Source organism: Lysinibacillus sp. NPDC097868 (assembly GCF_044761135.1).
GTDB lineage: Bacteria > Bacillota > Bacilli > Bacillales_A > Planococcaceae > Lysinibacillus.
Genome location: NZ_JBIWBS010000008.1, coordinates 1 through 23,294, shown reverse-complemented (window position 1 = coordinate 23,294; position 23,294 = coordinate 1). Strand labels below are relative to the sequence as shown.

At 36.7% G+C, this 23,294-nt stretch carries 11 protein-coding genes; 4 read left to right on the top strand and 7 right to left on the bottom strand.

What is annotated here, in order from left to right; translation table 11 throughout:
- Nucleotides 1–246: 246 nt before the first annotated feature.
- Nucleotides 247–771 carry a hypothetical protein gene (locus tag ACIQXJ_RS22810; protein WP_403058071.1) on the top strand — a complete coding sequence of 175 codons (525 nt, stop codon included), beginning with the start codon at nt 247–249 and terminating at the stop codon, nt 769–771.
- The gene (locus ACIQXJ_RS22805) at nt 768–2,024 is read left to right on the top strand and encodes an efflux RND transporter periplasmic adaptor subunit (RefSeq protein ID WP_403058068.1); all 1,257 of its coding nucleotides are present in this window, start codon (nt 768–770) and stop codon (nt 2,022–2,024) included. The genes ACIQXJ_RS22810 and ACIQXJ_RS22805 overlap by 4 nt, the downstream gene beginning before the upstream one ends.
- 272 nt (nt 2,025–2,296) lie before the next feature.
- Here ACIQXJ_RS22805 and ACIQXJ_RS22800 read toward each other — a convergent pair whose 3' ends face one another.
- The 3 genes from ACIQXJ_RS22800 to ACIQXJ_RS22790 all read right to left on the bottom strand — a co-directional run bounded on the left by ACIQXJ_RS22800 (nt 2,297) and on the right by ACIQXJ_RS22790 (nt 9,217).
- Nucleotides 2,297–4,144 carry a glycosyltransferase gene (locus ACIQXJ_RS22800; protein ID WP_403058065.1) on the bottom strand — a complete coding sequence of 616 codons (1,848 nt, stop codon included), beginning with the start codon at nt 4,142–4,144 and terminating at the stop codon, nt 2,297–2,299.
- Between the two features lie 264 nt (nt 4,145–4,408).
- Complete coding sequence (locus ACIQXJ_RS22795) at nt 4,409–5,902, bottom strand: S-layer homology domain-containing protein (protein ID WP_403058062.1); 1,494 nt, start codon at nt 5,900–5,902, stop codon at nt 4,409–4,411.
- Nucleotides 5,903–6,160: 258 nt separating this feature from the next.
- Nucleotides 6,161–9,217 carry an S-layer homology domain-containing protein gene (locus ACIQXJ_RS22790; RefSeq protein ID WP_403058059.1) on the bottom strand — a complete coding sequence of 1,019 codons (3,057 nt, stop codon included), beginning with the start codon at nt 9,215–9,217 and terminating at the stop codon, nt 6,161–6,163.
- 578 nt (nt 9,218–9,795) lie between these two features.
- Here ACIQXJ_RS22790 and ACIQXJ_RS22785 point away from each other — a divergent pair.
- Together ACIQXJ_RS22785 and ACIQXJ_RS22780 are read left to right on the top strand one after the other, a co-directional pair.
- The gene (locus ACIQXJ_RS22785) at nt 9,796–11,220 is read left to right on the top strand and encodes an MBOAT family O-acyltransferase (RefSeq protein WP_403058256.1); all 1,425 of its coding nucleotides are present in this window, start codon (nt 9,796–9,798) and stop codon (nt 11,218–11,220) included.
- 10 nt (nt 11,221–11,230) lie between these two features.
- The gene (locus tag ACIQXJ_RS22780; RefSeq protein WP_403058056.1) at nt 11,231–12,412 is read left to right on the top strand and encodes an alginate O-acetyltransferase AlgX-related protein; all 1,182 of its coding nucleotides are present in this window, start codon (nt 11,231–11,233) and stop codon (nt 12,410–12,412) included.
- A 325-nt stretch (nt 12,413–12,737) separates the two neighbouring features.
- On the opposite strand, the gene ACIQXJ_RS22775 is transcribed toward ACIQXJ_RS22780, so the two are convergent.
- From ACIQXJ_RS22775 to ACIQXJ_RS22760, 4 genes are all read right to left on the bottom strand, one after another.
- Entirely contained in the window at nt 12,738–13,736 is a 999-nt protein-coding gene (locus ACIQXJ_RS22775) for an acyltransferase family protein (RefSeq protein ID WP_403058053.1), read from the bottom strand.
- A gap of 130 nt (nt 13,737–13,866) precedes the next feature.
- Nucleotides 13,867–14,982, bottom strand: coding sequence for an HNH endonuclease (locus ACIQXJ_RS22770; protein WP_403058050.1), 1,116 nt, complete (start codon nt 14,980–14,982; stop codon nt 13,867–13,869).
- Nucleotides 14,982–17,750 (bottom strand): AAA family ATPase, encoded by a 2,769-nt coding sequence (locus ACIQXJ_RS22765; protein ID WP_403058047.1) that lies wholly within the window; start codon nt 17,748–17,750, stop codon nt 14,982–14,984. Before ACIQXJ_RS22765 ends, ACIQXJ_RS22770 begins: the two co-directional genes overlap by 1 nt.
- A gap of 280 nt (nt 17,751–18,030) precedes the next feature.
- A complete protein-coding gene (locus ACIQXJ_RS22760; RefSeq protein ID WP_403058044.1) occupies nt 18,031–22,788 on the bottom strand; it encodes an endonuclease in 4,758 nt (1,585 codons plus the stop codon).
- Nucleotides 22,789–23,294 lie beyond the last annotated feature (506 nt).

Here is a 23,294-nt window from a genome sequence, read left to right as displayed (position 1 = left end):
CCTTAAAAAACTAGCATTTATACTATGTCATTTACCAGTAACTAGGTGTATACTACATCTTTAATATTTAATTTACTAGAAAGGGAGCTAGATATGTTTTATCACTACAAGTTTTGGCATAGCTTAACGCACCCCACGTACTTTACACAGGCTATTGAGTCAGGAGAAATAAGGGGCTATAAAAAACGGTCATTCACGGTTTTCATACTCTTTTTGCTCCTTTTTGTGATACGCGAGTTTTGGGGAATGGGCACTGAAAGCTTAACATCATTATTTGCAATGAATCACCAGGATGAATACTATACAGCCCGTTTGCTATCAATGGTCGGAGCCATTGTTTGGGGAATCATTTATTTTTGCTTCCACTATTATGGCGTTACATATATATTACATCTATTAACGGACATTCCTTACAAATGGATTCAAAAAGTGCAGTTATATGTGGTGGCATTTTTGCTTATCGAAAAGGCCATTTTATTTGCAGTGTTCTATGCAGTTGGCTATTCTACATCGTTCTCCTTCTTTTCACTTGCCCCTGTTGTACAGCAAGTATTGGATAAGGATGTTGTGTTATTCATTATTAATCAGTTAACGGTAACTACTGTGCTGACGATTATGGTGCACTTTACTTTCCTTTCAAAATGGGAGGAAGCGTCAGATCGTAAAGTACTATTAGCAAAAATTATCGTACTTCAGGTAATAATGGCTGTTATTGTAGGAATGATTAGCGTGTTACCACTACAAGAATGGATTACAAGGGGGTTAGGATGATGCGTATTATTAAATCCAGACCTTGGACAAGCCTTAGTATCCTCGTTATAGCGCTATTAGTTGGCGTGAATGCCTTCTTCGTTTTCAAGGATAATAGTAAAGTAGCGCGTTCATATTTTGTTGATGAATTTCAACGAGCTACCGCTGGTGACCGTGTAGAAACGGTGAAAAAGGATGCGATTGTTGCGCCAGCAGAAACGTATACAATTTCTGCAGATGCAAAAACTTTATCAGCAGTAAACGTAAAACGTGGGCAGGACATCAAAGCAGCCGATCTTCTAGCTACCTATAAAACAGAGGAAGTTGACGATGAATTAACGAAGCTAGAGGCTGAACGGGATGCATATGAAACCGAATTAAGTGATTTAGAATCTGCTTTATCACAAGTAGAATCTGAATTCGGAGACAAAACGAATCCGAAAAGTTCCATCAATACAGACCAAATTAGTGATAAATTAAATGTCACAGTTAAATTAGAATTAGGCCAACAAAATTCACCATCAACAGCTGTCGCTATTTTAAACCGTCATATTGCGGAGGCGACGCGTCAAATTGCCGTAATGGATGCTCAAATTGCTCAAATCCAAGCACGTCAAGGAGTGATTAGCCCTATTGATGGCGTTATCTCCAACATTACAGAAGAAGCTGGTACAGTGACATTTGAAATTTATTCAACTGAAAAAGCAATGCTTGCTTACTTATCGGAGGATGAATGGCAAAAGGTGTTAGCGGGACAAACGGTTGATTTTGATTTACAACATTTTAAAGATGATTTATCTGGTGTAGTACTTAAAAAACAGATGATTGCAACAAATCATGACTCTACATGGGCAAATGAATTAGCAAAATCGGCGAAACTGCCGAAACCAACTAATTATGAAGTAACGTTACAGCAGGACGATGTGTTAGAGAATATTCCATTTTCAACAGTCGGCCAAGCTTCAATTGTTGTCAACGAAGCGCTCGATGCTTATAAAATAAAGTCTTCTTGGGTTAAAAAAGCAAAAGGTGCTAAGAGCGTATATATTATCGATGAAAACGGAAAAATCCGCCTTGAAGATATTGACGTTGACTTTTCAACTGCAAATTCAACGATTTTTACAAGCTACTTCGATGAAGGCACACCGATGCTAGCTAATGAACAACGCAACATTTTAGCACGTTCCTTCTGCTCAATGCCTGTTAAAAAAATAGAATGGCAAAACTTTAAAGAAATTGGCTGGAAAGACTACGTCAAATACATTATTTTCTAATACAAAATTAAGGAAGCTAGACAGAACTAGCTTCAACCGAAAAAAGGTATCAAGAAGTGTTGTTCACTCTTGATACCTTTTTTGACGTTATGCCCACGTGAGGTGCCAGGCACTCAAATAATTTCCTATATTAAATCCACGTAGACTCCTGCTGATAAACGCTCGACAGCGAAGATTGCGGCTTACACTGTGCCCGTGGAAAGCGTAGTGGATTTTCACGAGTGAGAAGCCGCAATTCCGAAGTGCCAGGCACTCAAACAATTATGCGACTCCTACTTTGTAGCATTGTATTGTAGTGCTAGTTCTTTATATTCTTCAGCTTTTTGATATTGCCCTAATCGCTCATAACAAATAGCTAATTGAACATACGGTAGCCAAGTCCAAGCTGCATGGTCTATTAAATTTCCTTGTTTAGGTTGGTTTTTCAGTATTGTTGCTTGCTCATACCAATAGATAGCTTGATCATATTGCTCATCTGCTAAAAACCTTGCCCCTAAGCGACAACAACATTCTGGGCGAGGCATGCTATAAGATAATGTTTTAAATAAATATTGCAATTGTTGATCAGGAGCATATAGCATTTCATAACAGTCCGCTACCTTCAAGCATGCTGCTATTTCATCTTCTATCCAACCTTGTTTTGTTAATAAAAATTGATTATATTTTTCTACCGCTTCTTCGTACATGGCGTGATCTTTTAATTCATTTCCATAGTAAAATAAATCACGTGCCGAAAATTCCATTCCCTGCTCTTCTCTTTGTTTATAGATTTTTATATTTCGGTCTGTATATGCTCTCTCTTTACGATGGGTAATCGCTATATTGCGCTGTATTATATTGCCATGAACAGATAAGTATTCATGGACTGCACCTATCCAAGTAAAATTGCAGGAACGTTTTACTAATCTGTTTCTTTTAAGGCTGTATGTTGGCTCCCCATTATGATCGAACGCTAAATGATAATCCATCATGACACTGTCCACTTCTTTAGAGCTTAGTTCTTTTGTTAAGCTTAAAAAATGCTGTCTTTCGCTTTCCTGTAAAATATCATCTGCATCTAACCATAAAATATAATCTTTAGTTGCTTTGCTAAACGAAAAATTACGTGCTTTTGAAAAGTCGTCTACCCATTCAAAATCATAAATATAATTTGTATATTGCCTTGCGATTTCTTTCGTTCTATCTGATGAACCAGTATCTACAATGATAATTTCATCCACCAGACCTTGAACAGAAGATAAACAACGTGCTAACACTTCTTCTTCATTTTTGACTATCATACATAAGCTAACTGTTGCTTTTTCCTTTTTTTCAGAGAGGATTTCATTATTAAATTTTTGAGCACCGAGTAAGTCGGAATCTCGATAAATATGAAATGCAGGAAAACGAGTATCTACAAATAACTGTAAATCCAATGCAGCTGCTCTTATACAAAAATGTCGATCTTCACCCCAAAAAGATAAATTTTTCATCTGTTTAAAACGAGCACCTTTTAAAAGTGCTTTTCTACTTATTAATGTGCACGCACCCAATCCACCTACTTCATATACGCCTGGTACTTTTAATTGCTTTATGAAAGCTGCCGTTCTATTTGCTATCTCTATTGGTTCCAATTTTTCTCCATTATTTATTTGATACAATGTGTATTCATCCATCATCCAAACTTGAGGTAACGCTTCTACATCCTTTTGCCATTCGGTCCAGAAAACATTTGAAATGATGTCTTTTTGTTCATCCCATAAATTTTGTAGTGTATTCGGATACAGCATTAAATCTGAGTCGATAAGGAATAATCCATCATAGTGGAATTGGATAGCATGTTCTATGATAGAATCTTTCATTTTTGCTACTTTTTCTATTAGTGAATCTGTCCAATAATGTGTTTTATCATCTTTCAAATAAATATCATGTTGTTGATCATTTTTAATAATTTTTACACGCTCGTTTTTTGATTGAAATGACGCTAAAAGTTCTGTCGATTGTTTATCGTCATTATCATCTATAAATAAAAAATCCACTACAAGTTCATCTTGATTTAACGATTGCAGTGAAGTTAAGAAATACGCCAAAATATAAGGTTTTTGTCGCACAGGACTGGCAATTAAAATATGAGGTTTCATGTAATCCTCCTTCATTAGATGCTTTTGGAAAACATAATGCTAACAATTTATTTTGTATTAAAGTGAATTAGGAACAATTGGTCATAGTTATATCAATATTCATATTTCACTTGATTTGTTACAGTGATGAAGGTTTTGCGGGGGCTTGAAATCAGAAAAGCCCTCTTGTATGATGCAAAAGTCAACGACAATTGACTCATCATCACATAAGAGAGCTCCATTTACCTAGGGGGTATCGGCGATTCCTGGGGTTCTATCGGCGGTTCACCATGAATTTTCCATATCTTGTTGCGTTGCTAGCTCGTAGTACATAGATGTTATACCACTTATTTCGTACATCATGCCATGTACGTAAAGTTTTTCACCATTTGTACCGTTTAGGCGAATGGCAAAAAGGCCATCTCCTTTGCCAACTCGTTTAATTGTTACACCATCTGCTGAATTTTCAACATCAACAATTTTGTGATCAATCGTTGCTCCTGTGTATTGCTCAATGTTTACATCCTTAACGGTAAAGCCTATTTCACTTGTTGGAATGAATTCGCTACTTATTTCAACAGCTGCAGAAGTATACATATCAAAACCATCCGTTTCAGCACGAATGCCCACACGTACGGATTTGCCTTTACCATCAGATAATGTCGCAATATAATCCCCTGCCTGCAATAGCTTTAACTCGTAATTGCCGCCTTTCGGAATACTCTCTTCCTCCCAGCCTTCAAAATTATAAGGTTGATACACATAAACTTTATCACTTACCTCATAGCCGTTTGCAGTTGTCAGCTGAATGTTAGTCGGATTAAAGCCTAACTCCTCCTCAAAAAGCAGTGCTACACCTGGTGTTATTTCATCCGTTTGCTGGCAATTAAGCTGGAGTTTGCCGTCTACTTCTGTCACAACAACCTTATATTTTTGTGTCTCGACGACCTCATAGTTTTCTTCCTTATCCATATTGTAGCCAATTAATACGAAGTAGCCTGAGCCTTCTCGCAATGCCTCCACTGTTACACCATTCGTTGTTTGGTGAATTTTGAAAAATTCATGCTCACCATCAGTCGCAATATTGTCATAAGAGTAGGCATCAAGTTGACTTGCACCAAGTTCGCTTGCAGAAAATTTCTGTAAAACACGATTTGCTTGCATCGCCTCGATACGTTGAATAAATAATGCAAGCTGCGAACGCTTCACTGTTTCTTTTAAACCAAATTTAGTCGCTGTAATCCCCTTTGTAATGTTGTGTTCAAACAAAGGTCCAATTGCATAATACGCATCGGAGTATTTCACAATATCTGTAAATGGCAGCGTCCAATCTTCTGTATTATTGACTAATTGGTAGGCGGACGTTAACATACTCGCTAACTGTTCGCGTGTAATAGCTTGATTCACACCGAAGCTACCGTTGGCAAAGCCAGACGCAATTCCTTCATTTGCTAAAGCAGCAATTGCACCATAGTATTCATCACTTTGCTGAACATCCGTAAAATTTGGATCTATCACATTTTGTGTATCTAGCGCCAATAAGTTAGCTAAAATTTTTGCAACTTGTCCACGCGTAACATCAGCAAATGGCTTGAATGTACCATCTGAATATCCATTGATAATACCTCTTGCTGCTAAATCTTTTATCGCTACTCCATATTCTTTCGACATATCAACATCGCTAAATCCTTCTGCTGCCTGCGCTGTCGGCACCACGACAATAGCACTTGTTGCTAATGCCGCAACGATTGCTCCTTGAAATAAATTGTTACGCTTCATCCGCTCATCCCCCTACACATTTTATCTATCATACTTGATAATACGTGGAGGTAATAGTAAAAGTTTCATATTCTTCTATAGTTATGTATTTTGACGCTGTTCTTAATACAAATAGCAATACCTCTATGATAGAGGTATTGCTTAAATTTACGGGGAATTCTCCCATTAAAAAAGCCTTGTGACCATGATGAAACAAAAAGTTTCATCTAATCACAAGGCTAGTTACTAGTAAACTAGTTTAGAGCTTTACGCTATTTATTAAGGTGCAGCAACGATTGTTACTTTTAATTCTTTTGTTGCGTTACCAACTTTAATTTTTAAAGTTACTTTAGCTTCTTTAACATCTGCATTTAATGTAGCTGTTGCAGCTGCAGTACCGTTACCAGAAATTTTAACATCTGTTACTTTTTCAGGTACGATTGTAACTGTTTCTGCTACAAGTGCAGAAATTGCTTTGTTACCATATTGGTCAACAGTTGCAACGTTTACTACTGCTGGTGCATCACCAGTAGATTTTAAGTTTGCTACAGTTGAACCAGATACTAATGTAGCTTCTGTAATAGCTTTAGCAGCGTTGTAATCAGCTAAATTAACTGATGCAGCAGATGCTGTGAAGAAGAAATCTTGTGTTTTTTCAGCGTCAGCAGAAACAACGAATTTTTGTTCTAACACTTGACCAGTTGCATTAATTGTTACTTTTAATGTGAATTCTGTGTCAATTTTGTTAGCTGGTGTTGCTGAATCAGTGTTTAAAGCTGTATCAGCAATGTTTACTTTACCAGTAGTTACATCTTGAGGTGCAGCTAATTTACCGCCAGTTACTGTTGCAGTATATTCGTTCGCTTCAAGAGCAACTTTACCACCGTTTAGTAAACCATTAATAGTGATGTTTTTGTCTGTTGCTACTTTAGTTTTACCGATTTCAGCAATTTCATAACCGTTGTATTCAGTACCATCAGTAACTTGTACTTTTACTTCAACAGCAGAATCAATTGTGCCATTTGGAGTTGTAAGTGCCACATTTAATGTTGCTGTTCCGTTTTTAAGAGCTGTTACTTGATTACCACTTACAGAAACTACGTCAGAAGTTCCAACTAATGTAACTGTTACAGGTTCAGCAGAGTTTTTCATTTCACGACCATATTGGTCTTCGATGATTAAGTGATCTTTAGCTGTAATTGTTACTGGAGCTTGAGCAGTTGAAAGTACTAAAGGAGTTTTAAGTCCACGAACTACAGTTGGAACTGCTTTAGCTTTAACATCTACAGTAATAGTAGCAACTTTGTAAGTTGAAGTTTGGAATACTAATGCTTGTGTTCCAGCAGTGTTGAATGTAGTTTTGTAGTAAACTTGACCATCTTTCACTTCAAGAGCTGATTCAGCAACTGTAGTACCGCCAACTTTAATACCTTTGTTAGCATCAGCTAATACTTTTTTGTTAGTGATTACATTGCCTTCTTTATCAGTAACTGTTAATGGGATTAATGTAGATTCTTCAGCAACAGCGATTTCTGGTTGAGAAACAGAGATTGCATTAGTTGTAGAAGTTTCTGCAACTTTAACAGTGTATTTAGCTGTTTGACCGTTAGTTGTTGAAATTAATAACACATCAGTGTCGCCAGCTTTTAAGATTGAAGATAATGCAACTACTAATTTATCTTTATCGCCAATTTTCACTTTAGTAACAGTGTTAGCAATTGTTAAGTTTGTAGTGTTTGTGTTTGTGATAACTAAACCTGTTGCTTTAGCAGCATCAGTAATTTCTTTACCATATTGATCTTTAAGGTTTAATACGATATAAGCATCAGAAGCTTTAGAAGAATCATTTAAAGCTAGTTCTTCACCTTTAGCGTTATAAACACCAGCTACTTCAATAGAAGAAACTGTAGATTCAGCAGATAATTTTACAGTTTTAGAAACTGATGTACCTGTAGCAGCATCAAATAATACTACTGGTACGATATCACCGATTTTTTTACCTTCTACAACAGCACCTGATAATTTAATTACACCTTTAGCTGAATCAGCAACAACAGTTGTATTAGCATTATCATTTGTTTTTAAAGAAGTAGTTTTTGTAATATCTGTACCATATTGGTCTTTAACTACATAACCAACAGTTGCAGTTGTACCAGCATCGAAAGTACCGTCAGCTTTAACTGCTTTGTCAACTACAGCTACTTCGTCTAAAACTTCAATTGAAGTTACTTTTTGAGCTTCGATTTTAACTGTGCTAGTTAATACATTTTCAGTTAAACCAGCAATGTTTACAGTGTAATCAGCTGCTTGGAAGTTTGTAGCACCTACTAGTTGAACTGATTTTTTGTCTTCAGACCAAACTAGAGTTACGTTTTGTTTGAAAGTACCACGTAGTAATTCAACTTTAGCTTTAGTAGTATCTTCTACTGCTTTGTTGAATTGAACTTCGATTGTTTTAGCATTAACTGCTTTTACTGATTCTAATTTAACTTCAGTTACTTCATATGTAACTACAGCTGAATAAGTTTTACCTTCAATTTCGAACTCTACTTTAGTTTCTTTGTTTTCTACAAGTGGAGTTTCTAATTTTACAGTGTGTTTAGTGTCATCAGAAAGAGTTACTTCTAATGTAGTTGCGTCAACAACTTTAGCTTCTTTAACAGTTAAAGCAGCTTCACCAACGTTTGTGATTGTACGGTGTAAGAATGATGCGAATTGACCACGAGTTAAAGAGTTTTTAGGGTTGAACGCTTTAACGTTTGTAAGTCCAGCATATTCTAAAGCGATAATTGCTTCACGGTTTTCTGTAGCTGTAGTTTTGTCTAAATCTGTGATAGCAGATTTGAAGTCAGATTCTTTGTAATCTGCTACTAAATCTACACCATAAACAGTGTTGATAGCACGTACTAATACTACTGCCATTTGTTCACGGTTCATGTTGTTTGTGTACATTAATTTGTTGTTAGAACCTTTGAATACGCCAGCATCTTTAACAAGTGCTGCATATTGTAGTAATTCTTGGTCTGGAGCTGAAGTTGGAAGGTCAGTGAAACGAGCTTCTGTTTTGTAATCAGCTGGAATTTCATATCCTTCAGAAATTAACCATTTACCTAAGAATTTTGCTACGTTACCGCGTGTTACCACTGCGTTTGGTTTGAATGTACCGTCAGTGTAACCTCCTACGATTTTAGCGTCCGCTAATGCTAAGATAGCGTCCTTGTGATCACTTGTTTCAATATCAGAAAAGCTTGCTGCGCTTGCTACTGGTACGATTGCTGATGCTACTAGAGCTGCTGATGCTGCGCCGACAACCCATTTGCTATATTTTTGTTTCATGTCTAAAAACCTCCTAGATAAATTAGCCACTTTTATGACTACGATTCTATTATAAGAGAAGTAGAACATACATATCTATGTGAAATATCTGGAATGAAAGATGTGGTAACAGTAATACTTCATTGGTTATACATACATTTTTTAGTTTTTTGTATATAGTTTTACCATCCAATAATTAGTAGACAAGCGTTGCTTTTATACGGAAAATATACCATTTTACCCATGGTTATTGAGACTTTTTCCCTTCCATATATTTTTAGCTAAGACAAATTTCTCACTTAAAGGAATAGTGAACAAATGATGAATTTACGTTACAATAATATAGGTAATTTATTCATTAATTCCCTTGGAAAACTGGATTAAGATTTTATGGAAACCAAAATCTAGCGAGTCTATTAGGAATTAATGGGCTTCAATCAGCGGTATGACTGGGTTTTGTGGCGATTTACTCTGAGTTATTGGCAATTTAAAAAGGTTTTGGGGCGATATGTTTGGATTAGTGGCGATTCACGTTGCGCTATCGCGACCACGGCAATTCGCTAAGTTCTATCATTTACAGAGATGGGGATTTGACAGAAATGGTATTTAGTAGTCTTATTTTTTTATATGTCTTTTTGCCATTAGTGATTGTTGTGTACTTCATCTCTCCGAAGATGCTACGCAATACAATTTTACTGTTGGCTAGTTTGTTCTTTTACGCTTGGGGTGAACCGAAATATGTGCTTTTAATGATGCTGTCGATTGTGCTCAATTATGTGCTAGGCATTGTCATTGAAAATACAGTTTCACAGTCTAAGAGAAAAACACTCCTTTGGTTAGTCATTGTTAGTAATTTAGCCATCTTAGGCTATTACAAATACGCTGGCTTTTTCGTGGACATTATTAACAATTATTTGGCACAGCCAATTGAATGGCAGGCTGTTCCACTGCCAATCGGCATTTCGTTTTACACGTTCCAAGCACTTAGCTATGTTATTGATGTTTATCGCAGGGACGTAAAGGCACAGCGCAACTTTTTGGATTTATCACTTTTCATTACATTATTTCCGCAGCTCGTTGCAGGTCCTATCGTTCGCTATCAAACGGTAGCTGAGCAAATAAAAAAACGTATCTCTACAGCAGACGATTGGATGATTGGGACGCGTCGCTTTGTACAAGGCTTAGCGAAAAAGGTACTTATTGCAAATCCAATGGGCGAAGTAGCCGATCACGTATTTAGCTTATCTGGTGGGGACTTAACAACTGGTACTGCTTGGATTGGAATTTTAGCGTACTCCCTACAAATCTACTTCGACTTCTCAGGTTATAGTGATATGGCGATTGGGTTAGCACGTATTTTTGGCTTTAAATTTGAAGAGAACTTTAACTATCCGTATATAGCTCAATCTGTTACAGACTTCTGGCGTCGCTGGCACATCTCACTCAGCAGCTGGTTTAGAGATTATGTCTACTTCCCACTTGGTGGAAGTCGCGTAAGCCACGAATGGAAGTTATATCGTAATTTACTTGTTGTCTGGACACTAACCGGTTTTTGGCATGGGGCAAGCTGGACCTTTATGGCATGGGGCTTTTACTATGGGATATTAATTTGCTTGGAAAAATGGGTACTGTTGAAATGGCTGGAGCGTATTCCACGTGTCGTCCGACATATGTATATTCTTATTATTGTCATGATTGGTTGGGTTTTCTTTAGAGCGAATGACTTTACATATGCATTTGCATTTATCAAAACGTTATTTGGGTTATCAGACGCTGCACTGTACAACTATGAAACGATTTTACTGACTAAGGATTATGCTATTTACTTTGTTATCGCTATTATATTTGCGATGCCAATCTATAAACTTTATCAAAATTGGAGCGAACAAAAAGCTACCGCTTCCTTATCATTTGACTGGGGGCTACGCATTACGCAAACAATTTACTATGGCGCTCTTTTGTTATTTATCACGATGTTTTTAGTGAACGCAACACATAATCCATTCATTTACTTTAGATTTTAGGTGGGACATCATGCGAAAAATACAAACGTTTCTTTTACCAATTACATTTTTTTGCATCATTTTCGGTGGCTTCGTCGTGCATGTATTAACAGTGGATCGTCCACAATCAGAGATGGAAAACCGACCATTAGAATCTGCCAACATCACACCAAGTCCACAGGAAATCTTCTCAGGGCAATGGTCCAAACAGGTAGAATCTTATATTTCCGATCAATTTCCTGCTCGAGATACATGGATGCGCAATTATGTTAACTTTCAACGTGTCGTGGGCAAAACTTATTTAAACGATAAGTACGCAGTAGATGATAAAAGCGGCTGGATCATTTCCAAACCAGCCGCAGCAAAAACTGAAGAAGAGCTAGCTTCCTTTGCCTCCGATTTAAAACGTTTAAGCGAAGGGCTAGCCGAAAAAAATATTCCGTTTACATTTTACTCTCTACCAGCAAAGGCAACCTACTCACGTGAGCCAAGTCCAAGCTATATGCCTGAAGATGCTGGTATTGCCAACAACACCAAACTGCACGAACTTGTCACAGCTGCTGGTGTAGACAATATCCGTCTATATGATGCCATGCAGGACGACTTTTCTGCAGAGCGGAACTTCTATAAAACAGACCATCACTGGACAATACGTGGTGCATACTCTGGCTACGAGGCACTAATCAATACACTAAGCGAACGACTTGGCGAAACGATTGCTCCAATTCCATACGATGAAGCCAAGACATTTTGTTTACCAAATAAATTTGCTGGCTCATGGAATAAAATACTGTATATGACCGTCGATAATGACGAACAAATTTGCTATAACGAGCCAGACTCTTTCGCAACACAGTTTACTATTTACGACGGTACGATTGAAGGTGGGGTCACTGCACCATATGAAGCAGTGTACGGTCGCGCAAAACAAATGAGTCCCGATGCAGTCGTGAACTACGCTGAAGCTTACAGTCGCGACTTTGCAGAGCTCACTCTCGTCAACCAAAACTATGACAGCGACAAACATCTCGTCGTCATTAAAGATTCATACTTTAACACCATCCAATTTCACGTAGCAAGTCACTTTAAAACCGTAACAATTTTAGACTTACGTTATTTGGATAAGGACATCATTCCTTACTTACAAAGCATGCAACCAGATTATGTCGTTCTTGCCTATAACGATCGCAATCTAAAACTAATGCCGGAATAAAAATTAGTTCAATTTTAGTTTGCACAGGGGTATCAGCGATTCGCACTGGTCTACCCGCGATTCCAGGGTTTCACCAGCGATTCCCCCTGGTTCTATCGGCGTTCTCGGCCGAGGTTGGTGGCATTTCGCTCGGGTTTGATGGCGATTCTCCCAATTTTTGTGGCGATTCACACTGAGTTAGTGGCGTTTCGCACTGGGTTCGTGGCGATTCCAGCGGTTCTATCAGCGGTTCACACGAGTCTATCGGCGATTCTAGAGTTTCTATCCTCGATTCGCCCACACACAAACAAAAAAGCAGTGATTTCTACTATAGAAATCACTGCTTTTAACGTTTCTTCAGCTTGCCAACAATCCATTGGCTAAATGGTAGGTATGACAAGAGCTTTGTCAGTCCGATACACACAACAAGCGTCCACAGCAGAAGCATTGGAACACGAGTTATTGTGCTGTCAAAATGCGCCACGAACCAGCTTGTTGATAGGCGCAGCACTTCCCAATGGATAAGGTAAATCATAAACGCATATTGACTAATTAGACGAACGACCTTCGTCGATGGTAGTGACTGTCCCCAGGCGATTACACAAAGTACAACACTAATGACAAGAGGCACTAAATCGAGTCGTCTCGAATGCACTTCTGTGTAGTCCAGTTGTACACGGATATATAAGAACACCATAGACAATACCACCAAAACTACAGTAGCACTTCGATACTTCTTCGCCACCCCCGCAATCTGTTCATAATAAACACCAATCGCATAGGCCACAGCAAAATACCCGAGCCAACCTGTAAATAGCAAACGAATTACCATCACATTATCCTCAAAAATAGGATATGGCAATTGAATGACCGCATGATGCACAAGTGTAATTAACACACTAAGCGGTAAAAACCAAGCGATCGACCATTTAAACCGCTTCATCAGCGCTATTATCACATATAGTTGCATAATGACAACGACAAACCAGCCGACAAACTCACCAGACACTACGTTATGATAGTACTTGTCCCATAGCAAACCTTTTCGATAAATCGACTCTACTACTAACGCATCTAAAAAAGCCCACACTAAAAAAGGCACAAAAATATATTGAATACGACTCGACCAAAAATTAGCCGGTAGCTTTTCACGATAACGATTTGACAATATTAAAATGGATAACACAATAAACGTCGGCGTTGCATAGCAAAGCGCAATTCGTAAAAACAAATATAACTGTTGCTCTGGCTCTGCCCCAACCTCCATAATTACCCACGATGATGTATGCAATAGTAAAATGGATAGGCATGCCACCACACGTAGTAAATCCCATTCTTTAATCACTACAACAATCTCCTAGTACTTACTCTCTCTATAAAGGATGTCATAGATTGTCGATTAATGCAATGGCGCTACTTGGCAAAACCTACTTTATGGTTAACTTCTTTAACACTTATCCTTTTGTATCTGGCCTTTATAAAGTAACATTTATGTGCTGAGCTTTTCTTATAGATTGATAGATTTCTCTTTTAAACTTATTTATTGGATTGCAGTAATCTTGATCAGAAGGTAGCACTCCAAAAATCCTTTCCAAAAGCGTATCTGTTTCTAACTGTTCGCCTGAAAAAAGGTCTTCTATATCATTAATAAAGGTTTGATTGTATTCCTGTGCCTTAGTTATCATATCTTCTATGATGAAATTGTGCTCTTTGTAAATTTCACTAAGTCTAAAGGTCTTAATGGACTCCTTTGTATAGTCACAACCGTTTTCTTCTAGTACAATATCCCATGCGCCTTTACTATTAAAACTATTATTACCACTATCATATATAATGCCATCAAGATTAAAATCGAGCTTTGTTTCATCAAAATATGGATGGTGATGCATTCTTGTATGATCCGTATCATCATTTTTTATTTTATTGCAAATACTACAGCTAGGTATAAGATTATTAAAGGAAAGTCCAAAAAGAGGATATTTCGACTTTGGTAAATAGTGATCAAGTTCTGGCCTTGTCACATAATTAACTATTCCTTTAACTTTTTTGCAAATAATAGTTAGCGTATACAACCTGTTACAATACGGGCATGAATTAATTCCTAACTTTTCAGTAAGTGCATAAGCATTGTACTTTTTTCTTTTTTTATCAGAAAAGGCCTGGTAATTGAATATTTTTTCAAATAGTATTTTTAAATCATTTTCTCTAACACCTAATGTTGAATAATCATATTTTTTGATAAGAGTAAGAAAGGTATCTCGATCAGCTTCTAATATCCTTACAACATCACTTTCAAGCATCTTTATAATATCTAAATATTTATTAGCGTTATTCCGATAGTCTAATTTAACACAGTGAAGTTGCTTATCAATATCTTTCCCGAATTTTGTTGACGAACCACTAATACTTATTACTGGGTTGACTAAGCTCTTCCTGACCGCATCAAATGTAAGTGCATTATTAGCTTGATAATCTTTTAGAAAAGTAAATATTACTTTGTATTTTTTTAGTTTTTCCGTTAATTCTATTTGCAATTCATCAATATGAATTGCCTTAGCATCTATAATGTGAAGATTTTTTATTTCTATCACTATTGTAATCCTCTTCCTTTTTTGAGTAATTCCAGTTCTTCCTCAAGCTGCTTTATTCTTTGTTCCGTTTTTATACTTTCGGAAAACTTCTTTTTATACATTGACTCCAGCTTATAACGAATTAAAGGCTCCCCAATCATATCAATAGATTTCTTAATATATTGTCTTTCTGCTTCAGTAACATCTTCCTTTTGGAATAGATTAATTAGATCCTTTATATGCTTATGAGCGACTTCTCCTAACGTCCCATTGTCCATAAAGAACGATGATTTCAAAATATCATGGATATTTTGAGCATAGGTCTGCTCCATTTTATATTTTCCACCTAACACGATCGTATGCTCTAAAGGAATATCTGACATGATAAATGGTGAGTTTGAAGTTAATAGTAAGTGAACGGTATTGACTATTTCATGATCCTTAAAGGCATAATTCAGTAAACTTTTGATATCACTAATAAAGCTCTTTTGCCATGCTGGATGGAAGAACATATCTCCCTCATCTAGTAGAATCATCAGATTCTCATTTTGGTCGTTTTTTAAATAATCAGAAGAAATATCTTTGGTATTATAGTTTTTGACATATGAATTAGCTCTTGCTAGGGCCCCTAACATTTCCGTTACTTTTTTATGATTGCTCTCAAAGAACAACTTTGCAAACAACGTAAGCTTTGCATATTGTCCTGAAGATAATCCTAGAAAGTCCAGTGTACAAATCCATTGTAAATTACTTGCCACAAATCGATACAACGACGATAAATCTTTATAATCCACGTTCTTTAATTTAAAGCTTATATCATAGTATTCTTCTAAAACTTTCGAGCTTTCTATTTTTTCCTCAAAAAGTTTAGTCAAAGCTCCTTCAATATCTTTGTTAATATTCTGATAAAATTTAATCTTTAACAAAATTTCATGAGGTAGCGGAATACCTTCAGCAAATTCCTCGTTTAACTTTTCACTTTCACTAAGAAGGATCAACTTTTTATAGTTATCTTCATTAACTAGTTGCCTTTTGACCCCTTCCCTCTCTCTAGCATCTTTGATTCTTTCTAGCATTCGTAATTCGTTATTTATTGACAAGTCTTTATGATTGCCTTCTACTTCTCTATCGTGCTCACTTCCAGCATAATTTGATAGCTCTGAAAAACTTGTATAACTTAATAAACTTGTGTTAGATAAAATTCCCGAATTCATATCGAATCGCATTTTCTGATACCTTTTAGCAGACCTAACATCAATTTTATATCCATCGCCTTGTTCAAAATTATGTCTAAGAATTAAATTGTCTCCATCCTCATATATGATTAAAAATTTTTTAAAAGCATTTTCATCATTTTGATTGTTAAAGTAGTATTTGAACATATCAAGCAATGTTGTTTTCCCAGCACCATTTTTCCCAACTATCGCATTAATCATTTTCACCTTATCATGATTGTTATAAAGAACCGAGTCTAGTTCATTCGTGTTATCCTCTACAACCCATTCATTGTTTTTGTATTCAACTTTGTATTTATCACTAAATGTCATAGACTTATCTTTTAATATTTTGTGCTCTTTAATCCAGAAGTAAATAAGCTTAATGTCACCTACTTCCCCTGTCCCAACATGACCAAATTCTTTTTTTAATATTTCTACAAAAAAATTGCTTAATTCATGTGCCTTATCATAGCTAAATATCTTCTCTTCTTCTTCAGAGCTAATCTCAAATTGCTTGTCATCAATATCCTTTATTGAAAACAATAATTTATCTTTTGGAAAGCCTTTGCGAATTAGATATACACTTTTCTTTTCTGACTCTATATCTTTTATTGTAAAAGAATACTCACCTTTATTAAGAGTAAGCAATGTTGGAAGACTGACATTTTCCATCACCTCAAAATCGTCACCATCAATATCTATTTCTTTGGGTATCGATTTAAAGACTGCCCTTTTTAAAACGTTATCTATTATACGAACTGTCGTGTAAGTAAATTTAAAGCGCTTCTTTAACATAGGTTTAATATTTGAAGTATGAATTACTGCATTGATTTGTTTAGCAGTTATTTCTTTTCGATAAACAATATTATCTGATAGGCGGGTTACAATTGCTTCTACAACCTCTGGCTTATTCACTAATCCAAACACATTTTTAATTGTTCTAATGCCAATAAAATCATAGCCTATACTCCCAGGTTCTCCAGCATATCCAATTGACAATGTTAACTTATTTATTTCCGATTCACTATATTGTTGTTCTGTTATATAGCCTATAATGACAGTGTCTTTAATACAGTCCGAATAGTCACTGAAGTTTTTAAATTCCTGATATTTATAATAATTTTGGAACATTTTAAATAATAGTTTTTTAGTTTCAGAAGAAAAGCATCTTTTAAAAATATCTAACTGATGATTTAACATTTCATTGCCTGCAAACTTATTTTCATCAATCATCCAATAGAAAGGTGTTAAGTCATAGGTTTTAAAGTTTAGAAAATAGTTAATATTTTCACTTTTATTCTTTGTTATTTTCTCAATATAACCATCCATATAATTACGATAACGGTATAATAGCTTTTTCTTTTTACTTAATGTTTCTATAAATTTATCTGTTAAAGCGATGTAATCATATTTAAAATTCACAACCCCTGGTACATCTAATCCATCCATTATTAATTTGTATCTTCCAATAATTTCATCCTCTAGATTAGGTGTACCCTCATCAACTTGATATGTCTTAAGCATTTTTATTAAATCGCTAATTTCTTTTTGTAAATCTTCATTTTGACTCACTTAGTTCTCTTCCCCCAATTAAATAAAATCTTCAGTTTTTCAAAATATTATTTTGTAACATTCTATTTAGAAAAATGTGTTAATTGTATTATAAATTAAATATTAGGAAATTTGTTTCGAATATTATAAATAAAATAGATAAATAGATACACCACATCCGATTTTTTTGAATATAGACAGTTCATATATACTTTAAAAATGGAGCAATTTGTATTTGAGCAATATATTAAAAGCCCACTCCATATCTAATTGAAGTGGGCTTACCAATATAGTATTCTGGCTAATTCGCCATATCCAACGCTGTTTTTTTCCCATAAATCGTTTCTACCCATTCCGGGTGATCGATAAATGGATTGCGATTACCTTGAACTTCGTAGATTCTGTCGTTTCTTCGTTTTTCAAATTCATCTACTGGATCTTGTTGATGCCATTGTAAAAGGACAGAAAGTTTACCATGATTAGGAGCTGTCCCATTATTAACTTTTTCATTTAATTCAAGGTCAACTTTATCGCCTGGCTCATAACGAGTTGCCATATAAAATAAGATGCGTGCTACATCACCTTTTACATTATTAGGCGGCTCGAATGAATCCGAATCTTTCAAACAACCATTACAGCCAGACACTGGACTACCACCATTGTCAAAATCTAAATTCCCTCTTGAGCTATTCACTGAGACATCTGTAGGGCGTAAATGATGAATATCTGTTCCTGGCCCTTTGCTCGTTCCAAAATTCCCATGTGATTTTGCCCACGTATGCTCACGGTTCCAGTTGCCTACATTACCGCCGTTATTTGACTTAGGGCTTGATTTGCCAGAGTAAAATAAGATTACATTATTTAAATTATTCGGATCTTCATCCGTATATCTTAATGCATCCCAAGCATCATCATACGACAGTACCTTTTGATTGGAAATGATATCGTGAAGCGCATTTTTTAGTGCTTGCCCCTCTTTGTCATATGCAGTTGCATAGTAGTCGTTATTAGCTGTTACGGTAACACTAAAGTTGGTAGTGACACTTTTCTTGCCATCGAATGCCGTAACGCCAACAATATGGCTACCCGCTTCTAAATTTAGCGTTAATATGTTGCCATTTATCGTACCTTTTGTAGCTGTAAATGTCAGTGTGTCATTATCAGGATCAGCGAAATGTTCCGTTAAATCGATTGTAATTGCCGTTCCTACAGCTACTGTCTTGTTTGTAAAAGGATTTTTAATGATTGGTTGTTTGTTTTCAAAAGGTAAAATGACTTCTCCTTTTGAATTCGTAAATTTAATTTTCTCTAATGTTGCGCCTTTCTTCAGTTCAATCAATTTTAAGTCGATATTTTCTGCGCCTCTAATTTCACTCACATTTTTGCCTTCAATTGTGATCTTTTTAAAGAAATTACCTTTTAAGTCCACAATAGATCCTGGGTGATTTGGCGTGATGATAACATCTGTGTTTTTAAAGCCTTCTCCGTGAAGCTCTACATACTTCCCTTTCAGGTGTACGCCCTTCGTAATATACGACGCAGCATCTAAATGCAATGCCACACTAGGCTTAGTAATGTTTAATATATTTTTCTTAAAGTTCTCATAGTAATATGTGATTTCAGGCACAATCGGTTCCACAGTAGAGCCTTTATTCAAGTCAATTTGAACCATTACAGGGTCGTGGTCACTTGCACGTCCTGCCATATCCGTAAAGTCAGCATTAATATGAAGAATATCAATCACTGTTTTGTCTTTTAGATTATTGGACACTAAAATATGATCTAATACTTGCGAATTCCCTTGATATAAATATGTGTAACGATCAGCGTCTTCCGCTTTATTAATCATATTTGTCATCTCAGCACCTTCATGAATCTTAAGTGCTTCAGCAAATTGGTAGTCATTAAAATCTCCTAAAGATACAATGTTTGCATCTGCATTTTTGGATTTAATGTCTTTAACAAAGTTATTCACAATCGTTGCAATTTTTTTACGTTGCACTTCACTTCCATAAACCGGTGGCTGTTTTGAACCAAATAATGGCGTGTCACCAGATTTAGAATTCCAGTGGTTAGCGATAACGACCACATCTTCACCTTGGAATTCAAATTGTGCAGCTAACGGCTTTCTACTATTATTAAATGCTTCATTTGTCGGGTCAATTCGACCTGGGTTTAGCGTTAAATGACCGTCTTGATAACCAACAGCAGTTATAGCATCGCCTGCTGGTATACCTTCCTTCAAATTCACTCTTGCTGGATTGTAAAGGAAACCAACACGAATATTTGCGTTTGGTGCACCACCGTCTGCATTATTCACTGGGTCAATATTGACATACTTATACTCAACGCCGCTTGCTGCTTTAATCGCATCAATTAATCGTTGGTAACTTTGATCTGCCTTTGAATCACCAGTCGATTCGCCATTATTATCTTGTACTTCTGTTACCCCAACGATGTCTGGTGTTTGCATATCAATAGCAATCGCTCGCGCTAATTTACGCGCCTTCTCATCCGATGTCGACGTTTTATTATTCGAGAAGTTTTCTAAGTTATAGGATGCAATTGTTAGCTTATCGTCAGCTTTAACAATTTTTGTTGTCTCAGGTGTTGCCGCACCTTTTACATGCGCTTGTTTCATCTCATCTAATGGCACATAGATTTTAAAGTTTTGATAAGAGTAGCCAACGATACCCGTAATAGGTCCCTTAAACTTATCACCTGTTGCGACTTCGAAATCACGAGCTGCTCCGTTTGGTTCTAATCTGAATTGAATACGATTTGGATTTGTCTCTCCTTCCTCATACAAGACGCCACCATGAAGTGTATTCGTTGGTTCACTTTCTAAAACCGTCACTAAATCCCCATGTTCCTGTGGAGAGACCGCTTTGACATTGCCTACTTCTACACGCATACCTTCAATACTTTCCCAAAAATCAATGGCATCAATTGTCGGATTGAATACTTGCAGGTTGTCACTATCAATTTTGCTAAATGACATTTTTAATTCATCAATTTGAATTGCTTTTGGTAATGCTACGCTACTTTTTATTTTTTCTACTTTGCCACCTTGATCATTACGAACATTGATTTGCGTTGTTTTTAAATCTGTTTGGTTGGCATCACTATAGCCATCGTACGCAAATTCATCTACTTTACCTGTTACAGAAACTAAATCACCTACTTGGATCGGCCAAGCATTTTTCCCACTATAAAGTAAGATAGCTTCAGATGTATTTGGATTATTATCCGCCAATTCATCAGGTGTTTGAATCGTATAATACGTACTACCGTTTAAAGCAAATGAATACGTCACAATCCCTTGAATACCTTCAACTGTTTTACCCGCAAATGGAGAAGTATGCCCCTCCCCTTGAATATTATGAATCTGCAAGGCATCTGTAATAGTATAGTCATAGGTCATCATTTCACTAAATTTACCATCACTAGCTTTTACCACTGTTTTTAATGTTGTATTTTGAGTAATCTCGATTGGCGTTGTATATTTCGTACCGCCTACAGTAGGATTTGAGCCATCTACTGTGTAGTAGATTTCTGCATTTGCTGTCGATGTAGATAAGGTAACGGTTGTTTTATCCACAAATGTCCCACTTCCAGGAGATGCGATGGCAGGCTTTAACGCTGTGCTATCCACTACAATATCCGATGCAGAACGAGGAATCACTTGGTAATCATTATCGAACTGTTGCACAATACCCGTAATCGACTCATATGTTGTGCCTACAGTTAAGCCAAGCGTAGCTGTTTCATCTCGTACTAAGAAATTGCTACCATCACTAGCTGTGAAGTTTGCCCAGCCGCTTCCTGTTTGAGCGTTCGTCAGCGTCACATTTTTTACAGTAACGAGTTGCGATTCATTAGCTTCTCCGACCTCTGCACCTGTTACGACTTTCGCAGTTGGTGTACCCACACCTGCCACTTTATCGATAATTTGGGCTGCGTCTAATTGCAATAATCCTCGATAATCCGCTAATTTACCTTTAAGCGTTACTTCGTCACCAATTTCCACATTGAGGCTAGATGGACGTACCGCAATACCACCTGTTCCATCCTGCACCGAAATCGTATTTTTCAGCTTCCCTGCTACAATCCCTTTAATTGTAACAGTCGTACCATTCGCTTCTGCTCTTGCATTAGCGATAGACAGCACATCTGCTTGTCCACTAACTGTGTAACTATATGTTTGGACATCACTATTTTCTAGTCCATCCGCTACTGCCATCGCTTTTAGCGTCGTTGTTTTATCAATAACAATTGGTTGCGAATAAATATTACTTCCAGTAGTCGGCTCTGTACCATCAGTTGTGTAATAAATCGTTGCGCCTTCCGTTGCAGAAGATAATGCAACCGCAGTACCTGCCGCTACGGTGCCAGAAGGTGTAGAAGCTGTTACTGCTTCTGCCTTTGTAATCGGCCCAACTTCTCCGCCATCCATTGAATGACTACCTAAATGATCAAATGTATCGATTGGATATTGCTGCCATTCTAATGAAGGATCAAATGCATCACTTGGATTTTTGTCACCTAACGTAACTGCACCTTTTCTAACCAATGTTTTATCAACAGTGGACACACCGTTTACATCCCATGCTTTCCCTGGATCAAAGCCTACTTGACCAAAGGAATCAATCACCTCTTCACCCTTTTTTAACACAATTGCATCATTGCCGTTGAACGAAGTAACCGCTGATGGCAGTCCACCTTTATCTTTTATTGCTGCCACGGCACTAGAATTATAGATAATGATCGTCTCATTATGTGCTAAAGTTCCGCTTAACGTCTGTTTGTTCGTAGGAGTAGTCCCACCGTTTGTATAAAGTTCAAGTTTATATTGGCTTAAATCAATCGTTGAACCCGTTCCATTATAAAGTTCAATCGCCTTATTATTACTCGACCCTTCAATATATTCAGAGATAATCAAATCAGCTGCTGGTCCGGCAGCGACAGCTTGAGCAGGCATTACTGGAATCGATACACTAGCAACTAAAGTTGATGCTAGTAAAGCATTAAAAGACTTGTTCCATTTCTTTTTTGACATTGTCATTTAGCTCCTCTTTAAGTATTTGCTTAAATCAAGACCAACCTCTTATCGAAGAAAGTCTACTATCTTCCTATCTCGTCTTTCGGTTTGAACCTACACCGCAAGCGGCTTTCATCACATACTGCGTTCCATAAATAATAGTAAAACTATTTTTCCACAGTACATGTATATGAAACCATAATAGTGTTAATACACTATTTACGTAATGTAAATTATACTATTTATAGAAATCTACTACCAAATTAATATAGTTGTTGCAAGGCTATGGAAAGCAATTTGAGCGAAAAGAACGAAAACATTCTCCGCTGCGGCAGGGCTTTCTGCTCAGCACAGTAAGCCACAAGCCTCGCTGTCGCGAGGCTCGTGGCTTACAATTTTTGCATTGGGAGCAGGAGTCACCCCATCCTCATTCGTAGCGACGGCAGCAACGGCTACATTAGTAGCATCTGCGATCGTACCAGTGGCTTCTGCAGCAGGATTCACAGATGTAGCAGGTAACGACC

What these genes read in the sequence shown, in the direction of transcription:
- ACIQXJ_RS22800 (WP_403058065.1), bottom strand. Translation starts at nt 4,144, where the DNA reads ATGAAACCTCATATTTTAATTGCCAGTCCTGTGCGACAAAAACCTTAT.
- ACIQXJ_RS22790 (WP_403058059.1), bottom strand. Translation starts at nt 9,217, where the DNA reads ATGAAACAAAAATATAGCAAATGGGTTGTCGGCGCAGCATCAGCAGCT.
- ACIQXJ_RS22760 (WP_403058044.1), bottom strand. Translation starts at nt 22,788, where the DNA reads ATGTCAAAAAAGAAATGGAACAAGTCTTTTAATGCTTTACTAGCATCA.
- ACIQXJ_RS22780 (WP_403058056.1), top strand. Translation starts at nt 11,231, where the DNA reads ATGCGAAAAATACAAACGTTTCTTTTACCAATTACATTTTTTTGCATC.
- ACIQXJ_RS22795 (WP_403058062.1), bottom strand. Translation starts at nt 5,902, where the DNA reads ATGAAGCGTAACAATTTATTTCAAGGAGCAATCGTTGCGGCATTAGCA.
- ACIQXJ_RS22810 (WP_403058071.1), top strand. Translation starts at nt 247, where the DNA reads ATGGGCACTGAAAGCTTAACATCATTATTTGCAATGAATCACCAGGAT.
- ACIQXJ_RS22805 (WP_403058068.1), top strand. Translation starts at nt 768, where the DNA reads ATGATGCGTATTATTAAATCCAGACCTTGGACAAGCCTTAGTATCCTC.
- ACIQXJ_RS22785 (WP_403058256.1), top strand. Translation starts at nt 9,796, where the DNA reads ATGGTATTTAGTAGTCTTATTTTTTTATATGTCTTTTTGCCATTAGTG.